Consider the following 15,405-nt stretch of genomic DNA (forward strand, 5'->3'; position numbering starts at 1 on the left):
ATTGTGTTCGAAGTCGAGAGAAAGCTGCGGGTTGTGCTGTATTGGATCTTCAAACACCTGATCATCGGGCCGTTCCTGAAAACCGTGTACCGTCCGTGGGTAGAGGGTGCCGAGAATATTCCGGCTTCGGGCCCGGTAATTATTGTGGGAAACCACCTCTCGGTGATCGACTCGTTCTTCATGCCGCTCATGATCGATCGACGGGTCTACTTCCTCGCGAAGAGCGACTACTTCACGGGGAAGGGCCTCAAAGGCTGGCTCGTGAAGAACTTCATGCTCGGGGTGGGGCAGCTGCCGATCGACCGCTCGGGCGGCAAGGCCTCCGAGGCGTCGCTCAACACCGGCCTCGCGGTGCTGGATCGCGGCGACGTGCTCGGCATCTACCCCGAGGGCACCCGCAGCCCTGACGCGCGCCTGTACCGCGGGCGCACCGGCGTCGCCCGCCTCGTGCTCGAATCGGGCGCGCTCGTGGTGCCCGCCGTGATGATCGACACCGAGAAGGCCATGCCGATCGGCGCGAAGTTCCCGAGAGTCCGCCGCATCGGCACGGTGATCGGCAAGCCGCTCGACTTCAGCCGCTTCTCCGGCATGAGCGCCGACCGCTTCGTGCTGCGCAGCGTCACCGACGAGATCATGCTCGAGATCCAGCGCCTCAGCGGTCAGCAGTACGTCGACGTCTACGCCTCCAGCGTACGCAACCGCTGAGCCGGTCCGATCCGTGCCCCGTCCCTAGTAGGCTGGAAGGGTTGCAGTCTCCGACTGCGGCGTCAGCATACCCACTCATCGACTAAGGGATCGAAGATGACGAGCCAGAACACCGATACTGCTGCCCGCGCGTTCGCGGAGCTCGACGCGTATCGCGCGCTCGAGGCGAAGCAGCAGCCCACGTGGCCCGATCCCGCAGCCGTGCAGGTGGCATCCGATGAACTCGCCGCGCAGCCCCCGCTCGTGTTCGCGGGCGAGGCCGATCAGCTGCGCACCCGCCTCGCCGCGGCCGCGCGCGGCGAGGCGTTCCTGCTGCAGGGCGGCGACTGCGCCGAGACCTTCGCCGCCGCCACGGCCGACAAGATCCGGGATCGGGTCAAGACGCTGCTGCAGATGGCCGTCGTGCTCACCTACGGCGCCTCGATGCCCGTCATCAAGGTGGGCCGCATGGCGGGCCAGTTCGCGAAGCCCCGCTCGAGCGACTCCGAGACGCGAGACGGCGTGACGCTGCCGGCGTTCCGCGGCGACCTCGTGAACGGCTACGAGTTCACGCCCGAATCCCGCACCGCCGATCCGTCGCGCCTCGTGCAGGGCTACCACGTATCGGCGTCGACCCTCAACCTGATCCGCGCCTTCACGCAGGGCGGCTTCGCCGACCTGCGCCAGGTGCACGCCTGGAACCAGGGCTTCGTGTCGAACCCGGCCAATCAGCGCTACGAGTCGCTGGCCGCCGAGATCGACCGTGCCGTGCGCTTCATGGACGCGTGCGGAGTCGACCACAGCGAGCTCAAGCAGACCGAGTTCTACGTGAGCCACGAGGCCCTGCTGCTCGACTACGAGCGCCCCCTGACGCGCATCGACTCGCGCACCGGCAAGCTCTACGACACCTCGGGCCACATGCTCTGGATCGGCGAGCGCACCCGAGAGTTCCCGGTCGAGACGAGCCCGCTCACGCGCCACCACCGCTCCATTCCGGGTGTGGTCGAGAAGTGGGATCTCTACGTGCGGGGATTCGAGNTTCGTGTCGAACCCGGCCAATCAGCGCTACGAGTCGCTGGCCGCCGAGATCGACCGTGCCGTGCGCTTCATGGACGCGTGCGGAGTCGACCACAGCGAGCTCAAGCAGACCGAGTTCTACGTGAGCCACGAGGCCCTGCTGCTCGACTACGAGCGCCCCCTGACGCGCATCGACTCGCGCACCGGCAAGCTCTACGACACCTCGGGCCACATGCTCTGGATCGGCGAGCGCACCCGAGAGCTCGACGGGGCGCACCTCGAGTTCCTCTCGCACGTGCGCAACCCGATCGGGGTGAAGCTCGGCCCGACCGCCTCGGTCGACGACGCGCTGCGCCTCATCGACAAGCTCGATCCCGAGCGCGAGCCCGGCCGCCTCACCTTCATCACCCGCATGGGCGCCGGCAAGATCCGCGACGTGCTGCCCGGGCTGCTCGCGGGCGTGCGGGACGCGGGGGCGACCCCGCTGTGGGTCACCGACCCCATGCACGGCAACGGCATCACCTCGTCGACGGGCTACAAGACCCGTCGCTTCGACGACGTGATGGACGAGCTGCGTGGCTTCTTCGAGGCGCACCGCGAGGTGGGCACCTTCCCCGGCGGCATCCACGTGGAGCTCACCGGCGACGACGTGACCGAGTGCCTCGGCGGCTCCGAGAACATCGACGAGCAGGCGCTGGCGACCCGCTACGAGTCGGTCTGCGACCCACGGCTCAACCACATGCAGTCGCTCGAACTGGCCTTCCAGGTCGCCGAGGAGTTGAAGCGGCTCTGACACGCTGAGCCACCCCGTGGCCGATCTCGGCGCCCCGCTCCCTTGCGCTGCAGGAGGCGGGGCGCCGTTCTCTTCGAAGGCGGGGCGGAGCGCCGGCTTCGCGCACGATCGGGCGAGGACGAGGGCCCGGGCGAAGCTCGCGGGCGCGGGCCGCGGCTAGAGCGAGATGGTGCTCTTGACGCGGATCTCGGTGCCCGCCGGCACGCGCTCGCCGGCCGCAGGATCGGTGCCGGTCGCCTTGGCGAACCCGCGCAGCGCGTCGGGCACGAGCGTCGTGGGGGAGAAGCCGGCCGCGGCGAGCGTGTCCATCGCCTCCTGCAGACCCAGATCTGCGATGTTCGGGATCTCGAACAGCTCGGGGCCGAGCGAGACGTTCAGGCCGACGGTGTCGCCGGGGCTCACGGGATCGGTCGAGGGGATCATCGCGATGACGTGTCCCTCCGGGATCTCGGCGTGGTGCTCTTCCGCGCCGAGCCCGGTCTCGACCGAGAGGCCGCTGGCCTTGAGAGCCCGAGTCGCCTGCTCGACGGTGAGGCCCGACACCTCCGGGACGGGACCGGCCGAGACGACGAGGTCGACGCGACCCCGCTCTGCGTACGTCTCGCGCAGCGGCTCGCCGTCGTCGTCGAGCGCGGCGAGCACGGTGCCGGCCTCGGAGGCGTCGAAGCGCTCGTCGAGCACATCGCCGAACGTGAAGCCCGCCGATCTGATGGTGCGCTCGGCCTCGTCGCGCGAGAGACCGACGATCGTGGGAACCGGCAGCTGCTGGGGGCCGGTCGACTGGCACAGCCGCACCGTGCTGCCCCGGTCGAGGCGCGCCCCGGACTCGGGATCGGTGCTCACCGCCAGACCGACGGGCACGTCGAGGCTCGAGCACTCGGAGACCTCCACCAGCAGCGAGCGATCCTCGAGCGACGCCCGGGCCTCGGCCATCTCCTGACCGGCGACGTCGGGAACGGTGACGCGCGATCCGGGGCCCTGCCCGAACCACCAGCCGGTTCCCCCGGCGAGCACGACGAGCAGCGCGAGCAGGGCGGCGGTTGCGCGGCCCTTGCGGCTGCGGCGCCTGGCCGAGGCCGCGGCGCGGTCGATCGGCGAGGCGGCGGCCAGCTCGGGCTGCGGGGCCGTGCCGTCGAGCTCGTCCGGGGTGCCGGGCAGGCTCTCCAGCAGCGCCTGCTGCTGGGCTCCGTCGAGCACCGTGGTCGAGGGGGTGGGCGACTCCGCGGCGAGGTCGCGGGGCAGCACGCGGGTCGCGCCCGCCAGGGCCGCTCCCGGAATGAGCTCGGCCATGAACTCGAGCGCCTCGCCGGCGTCGCGCGGCCGGTCCTCGGGTTCCCGCCGTGTGGTCCAGCGCACCAGCTCGTCGAGCTCGGGCGTGGCCTCGGACGACTTGAGCGATGGCGCGGGCACCTCGGAGTGCGCGTGCTGATACGCGATCTGCATCGGCTGTTCGCCGGTGAACGGCTGCGAGCCGGTCAGCATCTCGTACATCATGATGCCGAAGGCGTAGAGGTCGCTGCGGGCGTCGGCCACCCCCCGGGTGACGAGCTCGGGGGAGAGGTAGGCGATCGTGCCGAGCAGCGCCTGCCCCGTCGTCGTGTTCGCACTGACCGCGCGGGCGAGGCCGAAGTCCCCGAGCTTGATGCGGCCGTCGTCGGCGAGCAGCACGTTCTCGGGCTTGAGATCCCGGTGCACGATGCCCGCGTGGTGAGCGGCCGCGAGACCCGATAGCACCGCCTCGCCAATCTCGAGCGCCTGCTCGGCGGTGAGGCGCTTCTGCTGCTTCAGCAGCTCCCGCAGTGTGATGCTCGGCAGGTACTCCATGACGAGGTAGGTGCGGCCGAGGTCGTGGCCCTGGTCGAAGACGTTCACGAGGTTCGGGTGCGAGAGGCCTGCGGCGCTGCGCGCCTCCTGCTCGAAGCGGCGCGTGAAGTTCTCGTCCTCCGCGAGGTGCTCGTGCATCACCTTCACGGCGACGCGGCGCTCGAGCCGCAGGTCGTTCGCGAGGTAGACCATCGCCATCCCGCCACGGGCGATGCGCGAACGAATCACGTATCGTCCGTCGAGCGTTTGCCCGATCAACGGGTCGGCAGGCGCAGAGGTCACGCCGAGATTCTACGGAAGAAGCATGCGCTCCCGTCGGATGCGCGCCGCGCGGCTGCGGATTGCGATCCGTCGATGACGCTGGCAGAGTTGAAGCGTGCCCCAGAACATCGCACCCGATACGCCGTTCCTCACCGTCCCGGATCTCGTCGAGCGCTTCGGCCTCGCCCCCGGAAAGATCCACCGACTCATCGAGGACCACCACCTCGCCGCCGTGCGCGTCGACGGCGTGCTCCGCGTGCCTGCCGAGTTCGTGCAGGACGACCACCCGCTGCCCCCGCTGCGCGGCACGATCCTCGTGCTGCTCGACGCCGGCTTCTCGAGCGACGAGACCGTGGCGTGGTTGCTCGCGCACAACGACGAGCTGGGGGAGCGGCCGATCGACTCGCTGCGCGCCGGGCGCAAGAGCGCCGTGCGGCGGGCGACGCAGGCGCTCGCCTTCTGACGCCCGATGTCGCAGATCCCGCCTCGGTGAGGCGGAGATGCCGCATCCGGTCTCACCGAAGCGGGATCCCTCACCGAAGCGCGTTCTGAGGCGCTTAGAACGTGCGCCGCGCCGCGCGCTCCGACAGGCCGATGAGCGACTGCGCCGCGTCGGGGCGGATCTGCGCCCGCTGCAGCGACGAGGTCGCCCGGTCGAGGTTGCGCGTGATCATCTCCTCGACACGCTCGACGGCCCCGCTCTCGCGGATCGTGCGCTGCAGCATCGAGACCTGCTCACGGTCGAGCTCGCTGCCGAGCAGGTCGTCGAAGATGCGCCGCTGGGTCGTGGGCAGGTTCTCTCGGGCGAGCGTGACGAGCACCGTGCGCTTGCCCTCGCTGAGGTCGTCGCCGATCGGCTTGCCGGTGATCTCCTCGTCGCCGAACACGCCGAGCAGGTCGTCGCGCAGCTGGAAGGCGACGCCCACGGGCAGACCGAAGTCGGCGAGCGCCTGCTCGTGCTGCTCGTCGGCGCCGGCGAGCGCCGCCCCGATGAGCAGGGGCGCCTCGACGCTGTACTTCGCCGACTTGTAGACGAGCACGCGGGTGGAGCGTTCGAGCTGCTCCTCGTGCGAGGCGAACGCGGCGTACTGCTCCTCGAGCACGTCGAGGTACTGCCCGGCGGCGACCTCGCTGCGCATGCGGTTGAAGTGGTGCCGGGCGCGCCGAGCGGCTCCGCGATCGGCCGTCGCGTCGCCCGCGGCCTGCATGAGCTCGTCGGCCCACGACTGCAGCAGGTCGCCGAGCAGGATCGCGCCGGCCAGGCCGAAGTGGTCTGCCGAGCCGCGCCAGCCGTGCTGCTGATGCATGGCGGCGAAGAGCCGGTGGGTGGCGGGGCGGCCGCGGCGGGTGTCGGAGCGGTCGATGACGTCGTCGTGGATGAGGGCTGCGGCGTGGAAGAGCTCGAGTGCGCACGCGGCGTCGAGCACGGCGCCGAACTCGGCGTCGACCTCGGCCGTCAGATCGAGCGGGCGCAACGCACGGTACCCGAGCACCGCGAACTGGGCGCGGAAGCGCTTGCCTCCGGAGAGGAAGCCGAAGGCCTCGTCGAGCAGGGGCTTCGCGTCAGCTCCGAGGGGCTCGAGAGCGCGGCGGTGCCGGCCCAGAGTATCGTTGATCCGCTCCTGAATAAGGCCTGCGAGTCGCGTCGTTTCTTGCACGCGACTAGCCTAGCCGCGGCTCGGAGACAGTAGACTGTGGGAAAAGAGGTATTCGAGCGCGGGAGGGGTCGTCATGGCGTTGTCAGAACATGAACAGCGGCTGCTCGACGAGATGGAGCGCAGCTTCTATCAGAGCGAAGCCGATGTGATGCAGACCGTTCCCGGCGCTCGCTGCCGCATGAACTACCGGTCCCTCGTGCTCGGCATCGTCGTGGTGCTCGTGGGGTTGGGGGTGCTGGTCGGTGGTGTCGCGGCGCAGCAGCTGTGGCTGGGCCTCATCGGCTTCGCCGCGATGCTCGGCGGAGTGATGCTGATGTTCGTGCGCGGCTCCGAGACCAATTTGAGCGCCGATGCGGTACCCGGCGAGAACCCCGGTGATTCCGGCGCCCAGAGCGCGGCCCGCGAGTCATTCAGCGAGCGCATGGAGCGCCGCTGGGACGAGCGCATGGAGGGCGAGCGCTAGCCGAAAACGCGCCAGCGTTTTCGGGTCGCGCTCGGCGGCGCTACTGCGCCGGCTTACGGAGTGAAGCGCGGGGTGGAGCGCTAGCCGAGAACGCGCCAGCGTTTTCGGGTCGCGTTCGGCGGCGTTGCTGCGCCGGCCGACCGAGCGAAGCGCGAGGAGCGACTGAGCCTGGAGCAGTCTCGAGAGGGGCCGTGGTTTCGACCGCGGCCCCTCTGCTGCTGTTCGCCCGGGTCTCGGCGATGCCTCGCGGGTGCCGCGCGCTCCGCGCTGGGCCGGGCCCGCTGCCGCTGCCGCGCCGTGCCCGCCCTGCGCCGGGCCTGCGAGAGGCGCTGCCGGCCGGGGTGTCTGCTGATATCGCGAGGAGCTCCCTGCGAAGCGGGGGTGAGGGGTATGGAGCCGCCCGGGGGCGTCGGGTGAGGGGATTCGGGCCTCGGGCCCGACCTGCTTCGCGTCTTCGTGGCCGTCCCTCCACTTCCCTCCACTCTTGGCGGGCGATTGCCCTGTCGAGCTGCCTCGGCGGCCGATTCGGCGTGTTCCAGCGCGCTTGCGGGGCGCGTAGCCGGCTCCCGCAGCGGGTGGCGCGCGCTCGGGAGTGTCGCCGGGAGGCCCGGTATTTCAACGGAGTTGTGGTCCTTCGGGTGAAGAGTGGCGGCTCGGTGGAGAGAAAGATCACTGAAGTGGAGGAAAGTGGAGTAGTGTGGGATTCCACGGTCGAGTCGGCGAGAGGGGGGATCCGTGTTTCTCGGTACCTTCACGCCCCGCCTCGACGAGAAGGGCCGGCTGATCCTCCCCGCCAAGTTCCGCGACGAGCTCGCCGAAGGGCTCGTCATCACCCGCGGGCAGGAGCGCTGCCTCTACGTCTTCAGCGAGAGCGAGTTCGCCGAGATGCACGACCGCATCCGGCAGGCGCCCGTCACCTCGAAGCAGGCGCGCGACTATCTGCGCGTGTTCCTCTCCGGCGCCCACCCCGAGACGCCCGACAAGCAGAGCCGCATCACCATTCCGCAGGCCCTGCGCGAGTACGCCGGCCTCGACCGCGAACTCGCCGTGATCGGCGCGGGGAGCCGCGCTGAGATCTGGGACGCCGAGGCCTGGCAGACCTACCTGACCGAGCAGGAATCGGCCTTCTCTGACATCGAGGAGGAGGTGATCCCGGGCATGTTCTAGCCCGGACGCGTCATGACTCAGCACGACAACACCCACCACGACGAGCGGGATGCGAGCGAGCTGCACGTGCCCGTGCTGCTCGAGCGCTGCCTCGAACTGCTCGCGCCCGCGCTCGAGCGGCCCGGCGCCGTGGTCGTCGACGCCACCCTCGGCATGGGCGGTCACACCGAGGCCATGCTCGAAGCCCACCCCGCGCTCACCGTCATCGGGCTCGACCGCGACACCGAGGCCCTCGCACTCGCGGGCCGTCGGCTCGAACGGTTCGGCGACCGCGTCATCCGCGTGCACGCCGTGTACGACGAGATCGGACGAGCGGTGCGCGACGCAGGCTTCGACCGCATCGACGGCGTGCTGTTCGACCTGGGCGTCTCGTCGCTGCAGCTCGACGAGGCCGACCGCGGCTTCGCCTACGCGCAGGACGCTCCGCTCGACATGCGCATGGACCAGAGCCGCGGAGAGACCGCGGCCGAGGTGCTCGCGTCGGCCCCCGAGGGCCGCCTGCGGGCGATCTTCGAGCGCTACGGAGAGGAGCCGCTCGCGGCCCGCTACGCCCGCGCGATCATCGCGGCGCGGGCCGAGGCGCCGATCGAGCGCAGCGGCCAGCTGGTCGAGGTGCTGCAGCGGGCCACGCCCGCGGCGGTGCGGGATCAGCGCCACCCGGCGAAGCGCGTCTTCCAGGCGCTGCGCATCGAGGTGAACGGCGAGCTCGCGGTGCTCGAGCGAGCGATCCCCGCCGCACTCGACCTGATCGGCCTCGGCGGGCGCGCGGTGATCATGTCCTACCAGTCGCTCGAGGACCGCCTCGTGAAGCGCGAGCTCGCGAGGCGCAGCAAGTCGACCGCCCCTCCCGGGCTTCCGGTCGAGCTGCCCGAGCACCGACCCGAGTTCCGCCTGCTCACCCGCGGCGCCGAACTCGCCGACGAAGCAGAACGGGCCCGCAATCCGCGGGCGATCCCGGTGCGGCTGCGAGCCGCTGAGCGTACGAGGGAGGTGCGATGAACAGCACGGTTCCGATCCGATTCGACGCCGCCCCCGCAAGCGGTGCTCCGGCGACCGCTCCCGCCCGCCCGGGCGCCGGTGAGCGCCACCTGCGCATCGCCGAGTCTCCGAGAGCGGTCAAGCGACGCATGGCGAGCCCGCTCATCGGCGGGCTCGTCGCCGTGGGCGTGATCCTCGTGATCCTCGCGACCCAGCTCGGGCTGAGCATCGCGATCTCCCAGGGGGCCTACGAGGCCCGCGCGCTCGAGATCGAGCAGCGGGATCTCGCCCGCGTCGAGCGGGTGCTCGCGCAGCACGTCGACAAGCTCTCGTCGCCTCAGAACCTCGCCGAGAACGCCGCGGCGCTCGGCATGGTGCAGAACTCCAGGCCGGCTACGCTGCGCCTCAGCGACGGCGCGGTGCTCGGCGCCCTCGACTCGCCCACCTCCGAGGTGCGCGGCAACCTCGTGCCGAACTCGACGCTGGAGTCGATGCCAGTCGTCGACGCCGAGGGCCTGCTGGTTCCCCGCAGCGCGGTCGGCGGTGCGCAGCAGGAGCCCATCGATCCGCCGGTACGTTGGAAGGGCAAGCTGCCCGCACCGGAGACCCGCTGAGCGGCGAACCGCTGACGGGATCCGACTGGAATACCGCGTACGAGAGGGAGACGGAAGATGCGACCACTCCGCGGCGCCGCTCTGAGGCGCACGATCGCGCTCGCGATCATCGTCGTGGCGGCCCTCGTCTTCCTCGTGCGCCTCGTCGACGTGCAGATGGTGTCCGCCGCCGCGCTGAACGAGGATGCGCGCGACAAGCGCGCCGTGCCGGTCAAGATCCCGAGCGTGCGCGGCGACATCGTCGACCGCGACGGCGAGGTGCTCGCGACAACCGATGAGCGCTACGACGTGCAGCTCTCGCCGAAGAACACGAAGCTGAACGGCGGCAAGTTCCCCCGCCCGGACCTCGAGCGCGGCGTGGGCACGGTCACCGTGACCGCGAAGGATGCGTTCGCCGAGATCGGAGCGATCACCGGGCAGTCCTCCGAGGAGATCCAGAAGATCGTCGACGACGCGCTCGCGGAGAACCCGAAGTCGGACTTCGCCTACGTGAAGCGCGGCATCGACCTGCCGACGCTCAACAAGCTCAAGAAGCTGCAGATCCCGTGGCTGACCTTCGACCAGCACCACACCCGCGACTACCCGAACGGCGCGGTGGCCGGCAACCTGATCGGCTTCAACGGCTTCGAGGGGGTGCCGCTCTCGGGCGTCGAGGTGTCGCAGGACGAGTGCCTCACTGGCGTCGACGGCCAGGAGACCTACGAGCGCGGCGCCGACGGCGTGGCGCTTCCGGGCAGCGTCGTCGTGACCGAGAAGGCCGTCGACGGCGGCACCGTCGACCTCACCATCGACCTCGACCTGCAGTGGGAGGCGCAGCAGGCCATCAACGCGCAGGTGCAGCGCGTGGCGGCCGACTGGGGGCTGCTCGTGGTCATGGACGTGAAGACGGGCGAGCTGGTCGCCGTCGCCGAGGACGGCTCGGTCGATCCGAACGACGTCGACGCCTCGGACCCGGCGAAACGCGAGGCGCGATCCTTCACCTCCCCCTACGAGCCCGGCTCGACCTTCAAGACGATCACGGCGGCGGCCCTCATCGATCAGGGCGTCGCCACACCGTACACGCGCAACCTCACCCCCGACTACCTCGAGCCCGAGCCCGGCGTGCGCTTCGGCGACTCCTTCAACCACCCGCCGATGCAGTGGACGCTCACCGGTATCCTCACGCAGTCGTCGAACGTGGGCACGGCGACGCTCGGCACGATGCTCGCCCCCGAGGTGCGCTACGACTACCTGCAGCGCTTCGGCGTGGGCATCGGTACGCAGACCGGCCTACCGGTCGAGGACTCGGGCATGCTCTACGCGCCCGAGCAGTGGGACCGGCAGACCTCGTACAACACCACCTTCGGTCAGGGCCTCTCGTCGACCATCGTGCAGACCGCGGGCGTGTACCAGACCATCGCGAACGGCGGCGTGCGCGTGCCGCCGAGCCTCGTGCGCAGCTGCACCGACGGCGAGGGAGAGCGCACCGAGCTCGACCACGGCGAATCGCAGCGCGCCGTCTCCGAGGACACCTCGGCGCAGATGATGCAGATACTCGAGACCGTCGTGACCGAGGGCTGGTACAACGACATCGTCGCGATCCCCGGCTACCGCATCGCGGGCAAGACCGGAACCGCCGAGCAGGTGGATCCGGATACCGGGCGCTACCGCACCGACTACGTGCACTCCTTCGCGGGCATCTTCCCCGCCGACGATCCCCGGTACGTCGCGGTAGCATCGATAGCATTCCCGTCGGCGGGCGACGGCAGCGTCGCGGCCCTCACGGCGTTCCGCGAGGCAGCCGAGGCGACGATCCGCACCTTCCGAATCCCGCCCTCCACGGGCACCTTCGAACCGCTCCCCACGGAGTACTGACCAGACGCCCGCAGGAGGCCCCCGCAGTGAGTACCGGAGATGCCCTGAGCATCCGACCGCAGCACCCCGCACCCGTCAGGCTCGACGAGCTGGCGGTGCGCTTCGCCCTCGAACCGCGCGGTGAGACGGCGGGTCTCGCCGCGAACGGCGTCACCCTCGACTCCCGCGACGTGCGGCCCGGCGACCTCTACGCGGCCCTGCCCGGTGCGCGCCGCCACGGCGCCTCCTTCGCCCGGCAGGCCGAGGCCGCCGGGGCGGTGGCGCTGCTCACCGATGCCGAGGGGGCCGGGATCGCCCGCGAGACCGGATCTGCGCTGCCGATCCTCGTCTCCGAGCAGAACCCGCGCGAGATCCTCGGCGAGGTGGCGGCGAGCGTCTACGCCACGGGCGACTTCGGCGCCAAGGTGTTCGGCATCACCGGCACGAACGGGAAGACGAGCGTGGTCTACCTGCTCGCCGAGCTGCTGCGGGCGGCCGGCTTCACGCCGGGCCTCAGCTCGACGGCCGAGCGGCGCATCGGCGACGAGGTGATCGTCTCCGACCTCACGAGCCCGGAGGCGCCCGAACTGCACGCGCTGCTCGCACGCATGGGCGAGAAGGGCGTCGACGGCGTCGCCATCGAGGTTTCGGCGCACGCCGTGGAGCGGCACCGCATCGACGGCGTGCGATTCGACGTGGTGGCCTTCAACAACTTCTCGCAGGACCACCTCGACGACTTCGGCGACATGGAGAGCTACTTCGCGGCGAAGCTCGCGCTCTTCGCCCCCGAGCACGCCGAGCGCGGCGTCGTGGTGGTCGACTCTCCCTACGGGCAGCGCATCGCCCGTGAATCGCGCATCCCCGTCACGAGGCTCGCGACCGAGTACGGGCAGGACGCCGACTGGCATCTCGCGATCACCCGGCAGACGATCGACGGGGTGTCGTTCGTGCTGCAGGGGCCTGCCGGCGCGCACTTCCGGGGCAGTGTGCCCGTCTTCGGCCGGTTCATGGCCGAGAACGCCGCGCTCGCCCTCATCATGCTCCACGAGGCAGGCATCCCGCTCGCGCAGGTCGAGGCCGGGCTCGAGCGCGGCCGGATCCCGGTCTACATCCCGGGGCGGCTCGAGCTGATGTCCGCGCCCGACGCGCAGGGCCCGCGCTTCTACGTCGACTACGGCCACACTCCGGGCGCCTTCGAAGCGATGCTCGATGCGCTCGGAGAGGTCGTCCCCGGCAGGATCGTCTTCCTGTTCGGCGCCGACGGCGACCGCGACACCACGAAGCGCGAGGAGATGGGGCGGATCGCCGGGGCCGGATCCGACACCGTGATCGTCTGCGACTACCACCCGAGGTCGGAGCCGCCGGAGGCGATCCGCGCCCAGCTCATCGAGGGCGCCCGCTCGGCGAAGCGCGCGGAGGTGATCGAGGAGGGCGACCCCAGGGCGGCGATCCGCCTCGCCATTTCGCTCGCCCGAGCAGGGGACGTTATTCTGTATGCCGGTCCCGGACACGAGGACTACCAGGAAGTCGCCGGTCAGCATCTGCCGTACTCGGCGCGTGATGAGGTACGCGGCGCGCTCCGCGAGGCAGGATTGCTTCCGTGATTGAACTGACGCTGGAAGAGGTCGCGCGCGCGACCGGCGGGCGGCTTGCCGGACCGGAGGGCGCCGATCCCGCGGCCGTGGTCGCGGGGGAGTCGCAGACCGATTCGCGCGAGGTGCGGCCCGGCCAGATCTTCTTCGCCCGCCGCGGCGAGGAGACCGACGGCCACCTCTTCGCGGGCAAGGCCGTCGAAGCGGGCGCCGCGCTGCTCGTCGTCGAGCGCGAGCTCGACGATCGGGTGCCGCAGATCGTCGTCGACGACGCGACCGACGCGCTCGGGGCCCTCGCGACCGAGGTCGTGCGCCGGGTGCGCGACCTCGGCGACCTGACGATCGTCGGCATCACCGGATCCAACGGCAAGACGACCACCAAGAACCTCGTCGCCGAGATGGCGCAGCGGCTCGGCCCGACCGTAGCGTCGGCGAAGTCGTTCAACAACGAGGTCGGCGGCCCGCTCACCATGCTGCGCGTCGACGGGGCCACGCGCACGCTCGTCGCCGAGATGGGTGCGAGCGCCGAGGGCGAGATCGCCCGCCTCACGGCCATGGCGCCTCCGCACATCGGCGTGGTGCTCTCGGTCGGCCTCGCCCACGCCGGAGAGTTCGGCGGCATCGAGACCACGTTCCGCACGAAGAGCGAGATGGTGCGCGATCTGCCCGAGGACGCGGTGGCCGTGCTCAACCACGACGATCCCCGCGTCGCGCAGATGGCCGAACTCACCCGCGCCCGCGTGCGCTGGTTCGGCCTGCACCCCGACGCCGACGTGCGCGCGAGCGACGTCGACTCCTCCGCCGAGGGCACCCGCTTCACCCTGCACGCCCCGCTCGCGAACGGCGAGACCGCGTCGCTGCCCGTGCGCTTCCGCGTGCTCGGCGAACACCACGTCATGAACGCGCTGGCCGCCGCGGCGGTCGGCCTCGAGCTCGGCCTCCCGCTCGCCGAGGTCGTCGAGACCCTCGAAGCCGCGACGCTCGCGGCGCCCGGGCGCATGCAGGTGCTCGGCGGCCGCGACGGCGTCACGATCATCAACGACGCCTACAACGCGAGCCCGGACTCGATGAGCGCCGCGCTGCGCACCCTCGCTCAGGTGCGCAGGCCCGACGGCCGGTCCGTCGCCGTGCTCGGCGCGATGAGCGAGCTCGGCGAGTACTCGATCGAGGAGCACATCCGCATCGGCCTGCAGGCCGTGCGACTGCGCATCTCCGAGCTGGTCGTCGTCGGCGCCGACGCGCGCCACCTGCACATCAGCGCCATCAACGAGGGATCGTGGGACGGCGAGAGCGTGTTCTTCGAGACCCGCGACGAGGCCTACGACTACCTGACGAGCACGCTGCGGCCGAACGACACCGTGCTCGTGAAATCGTCCAATGCGGCGGGCCTGCAATCGCTCGGCGACCGACTCGGGGAGGCCTACGCATGATCGCGCTGCTGATCGCGGGCGGCTTCTCGCTGCTCTACTCGCTGCTGCTCACGCCGCTGTTCCTGCGTGGGTTCAACCGTCTGCGCTGGGGCCAGCCGATCCGGGTCGACGGCCCGAAGGAGCACGAGGTGAAGCGGGGCACCCCCACCATGGGCGGGCTCATCTTCCTCTCCGGCTCGGTCATCGCCTACTTCGTGGGCAAACTCGTGATGGGCGAGACGCCGTCGCCTTCGGCCCTGCTCGTGATCCTCATGGCCGTGGGCGCCGGCCTCGTCGGCTTCGTCGACGACTTCATGAAGGCCCGGCTGCAGAACTCGGCCGGCCTGAACGGTTGGGCGAAGATCGCCGGTCAGGTCGCGATCGCCGTCGCCTTCGCGCTGCTGGGCCTGCGCTTCGCGAACGAGGCCGGCGTCACGCCGATCTCGACGCACATCTCGGTGTTCCGCGACCTGCCGTTCGACTTCACGGTGCTCGGCCCGATCCTCGGCATCGGCCTCTTCATCATCTGGATCATGGTGATCGTCACCGCGACGACCAACGCCGTGAACGTGACCGACGGCCTCGACGGTCTCGCGGCGGGCTCGGCCATCTTCGCGTTCGGCGCCTACCTCGTCATCGGCTTCTGGCAGTCGGCGCAGAGCTGCGCCGCGACCGCGGGCGAGCTCGGCTGCTACGCCACGCGAGATCCCATGGACCTCGCCGTCATCGCGGCCGCGTTCCTCGGCGGCGTCGCCGGCTTCCTCTGGTGGAACACGAACCCAGCCAAGGTGTTCATGGGCGACACCGGGTCGATGGCCATCGGCGGTGCGATCGCCGCGTTCGCGATCCTCACCCGCACCGAGCTGCTGCTGCTGCTCGTCGGCGGCCTCTTCATCATCGAGACCGGCTCGGTGATCCTGCAGCGCCTCTACTTCAAGGTGACGAAGGGCCGGCGCATCTTCCTGATGAGCCCCATCCATCACCACTTCGAGCTCAAAGGCTGGGCCGAGGTGACGGTGGTGGTGAGGTTCTGGATCGTCGCCGGCCTGTTCGCGATCGCGGGCGTGGGCGCCTTCTACGGCGAGTGGCTGCTGCAGCAGTGACGGAGAACG

The 15,405-nt window shown here is 70.4% G+C and carries 12 protein-coding genes and 2 pseudogenes; 12 read left to right on the forward strand and 2 right to left on the reverse strand.

The genetic code is table 11. The features are described from left to right. Positions 1-33: 33 nt before the first annotated feature. The 3 genes and pseudogenes from H490_RS0116150 to H490_RS0116165 all read left to right on the forward strand — a co-directional run. Positions 34-705 (forward strand): lysophospholipid acyltransferase family protein, encoded by a 672-nt coding sequence (locus H490_RS0116150; protein ID WP_031290124.1) that lies wholly within the window; start codon positions 34-36, stop codon positions 703-705. A gap of 96 nt (positions 706-801) precedes the next feature. Next, positions 802-1,632: pseudogene (locus H490_RS0116155) on the forward strand (3-deoxy-7-phosphoheptulonate synthase); the annotation flags it as partial. Between the two features lie 91 nt (positions 1,633-1,723). Further along, a pseudogene (locus tag H490_RS0116165) lies at positions 1,724-2,494 on the forward strand (3-deoxy-7-phosphoheptulonate synthase); the annotation flags it as partial. A 156-nt stretch (positions 2,495-2,650) separates the two neighbouring features. On the opposite strand, the gene pknB reads toward H490_RS0116165, so the two are convergent. After that, the gene (gene pknB, locus H490_RS26395) at positions 2,651-4,600 is read right to left on the reverse strand and encodes a Stk1 family PASTA domain-containing Ser/Thr kinase (protein WP_041205626.1); all 1,950 of its coding nucleotides are present in this window, start codon (positions 4,598-4,600) and stop codon (positions 2,651-2,653) included. A 94-nt stretch (positions 4,601-4,694) separates the two neighbouring features. Here pknB and H490_RS26400 point away from each other — a divergent pair, with 94 nt between their 5' ends. Continuing rightward, positions 4,695-5,042, forward strand: coding sequence for an Rv2175c family DNA-binding protein (locus H490_RS26400; RefSeq protein WP_017884498.1), 348 nt, complete (start codon positions 4,695-4,697; stop codon positions 5,040-5,042). A 94-nt stretch (positions 5,043-5,136) separates the two neighbouring features. Here H490_RS26400 and H490_RS26405 read toward each other — a convergent pair whose 3' ends face one another. Further along, positions 5,137-6,237, reverse strand: a complete 1,101-nt coding sequence (locus tag H490_RS26405; RefSeq protein ID WP_017884499.1) for a polyprenyl synthetase family protein — start codon at positions 6,235-6,237, stop codon at positions 5,137-5,139. Positions 6,238-6,310: 73 nt separating this feature from the next. Between H490_RS26405 and H490_RS26410 the strand changes: the two genes are divergently transcribed. The 8 genes from H490_RS26410 (at position 6,311) to mraY (ending at position 15,396) form a co-directional block, all read left to right on the forward strand. Further along, positions 6,311-6,700, forward strand: a complete 390-nt coding sequence (locus H490_RS26410) for a DUF3040 domain-containing protein (protein ID WP_031290127.1) — start codon at positions 6,311-6,313, stop codon at positions 6,698-6,700. A 735-nt stretch (positions 6,701-7,435) separates the two neighbouring features. Continuing rightward, positions 7,436-7,867 (forward strand): division/cell wall cluster transcriptional repressor MraZ, encoded by a 432-nt coding sequence (gene mraZ / locus H490_RS26415; RefSeq protein ID WP_017884501.1) that lies wholly within the window; start codon positions 7,436-7,438, stop codon positions 7,865-7,867. Between the two features lie 12 nt (positions 7,868-7,879). Next, positions 7,880-8,866, forward strand: coding sequence for a 16S rRNA (cytosine(1402)-N(4))-methyltransferase RsmH (gene rsmH / locus H490_RS26420; protein WP_017884502.1), 987 nt, complete (start codon positions 7,880-7,882; stop codon positions 8,864-8,866). Continuing rightward, positions 8,863-9,459 carry a hypothetical protein gene (locus tag H490_RS26425; protein ID WP_017884503.1) on the forward strand — a complete coding sequence of 199 codons (597 nt, stop codon included), beginning with the start codon at positions 8,863-8,865 and terminating at the stop codon, positions 9,457-9,459. Before rsmH ends, H490_RS26425 begins: the two co-directional genes overlap by 4 nt. A gap of 57 nt (positions 9,460-9,516) precedes the next feature. Then, positions 9,517-11,313: a peptidoglycan D,D-transpeptidase FtsI family protein gene (locus H490_RS26430; protein WP_017884504.1), complete on the forward strand. Its 1,797-nt coding sequence runs from the start codon at positions 9,517-9,519 to the stop codon at positions 11,311-11,313. A gap of 26 nt (positions 11,314-11,339) precedes the next feature. Beyond that, positions 11,340-12,896, forward strand: coding sequence for a Mur ligase family protein (locus H490_RS26435; protein ID WP_017884505.1), 1,557 nt, complete (start codon positions 11,340-11,342; stop codon positions 12,894-12,896). Further along, complete coding sequence (locus tag H490_RS26440; protein WP_017884506.1) at positions 12,893-14,314, forward strand: UDP-N-acetylmuramoyl-tripeptide--D-alanyl-D-alanine ligase; 1,422 nt, start codon at positions 12,893-12,895, stop codon at positions 14,312-14,314. The genes H490_RS26435 and H490_RS26440 overlap by 4 nt, the downstream gene beginning before the upstream one ends. Further along, a complete protein-coding gene (gene mraY / locus H490_RS26445) occupies positions 14,311-15,396 on the forward strand; it encodes a phospho-N-acetylmuramoyl-pentapeptide-transferase (RefSeq protein ID WP_017884507.1) in 1,086 nt (361 codons plus the stop codon). Before H490_RS26440 ends, mraY begins: the two co-directional genes overlap by 4 nt. Positions 15,397-15,405 lie beyond the last annotated feature (9 nt).

Source organism: Leucobacter sp. UCD-THU, assembly GCF_000349545.1.
Classification (GTDB): Bacteria; Actinomycetota; Actinomycetes; order Actinomycetales; family Microbacteriaceae; genus Leucobacter; species Leucobacter muris.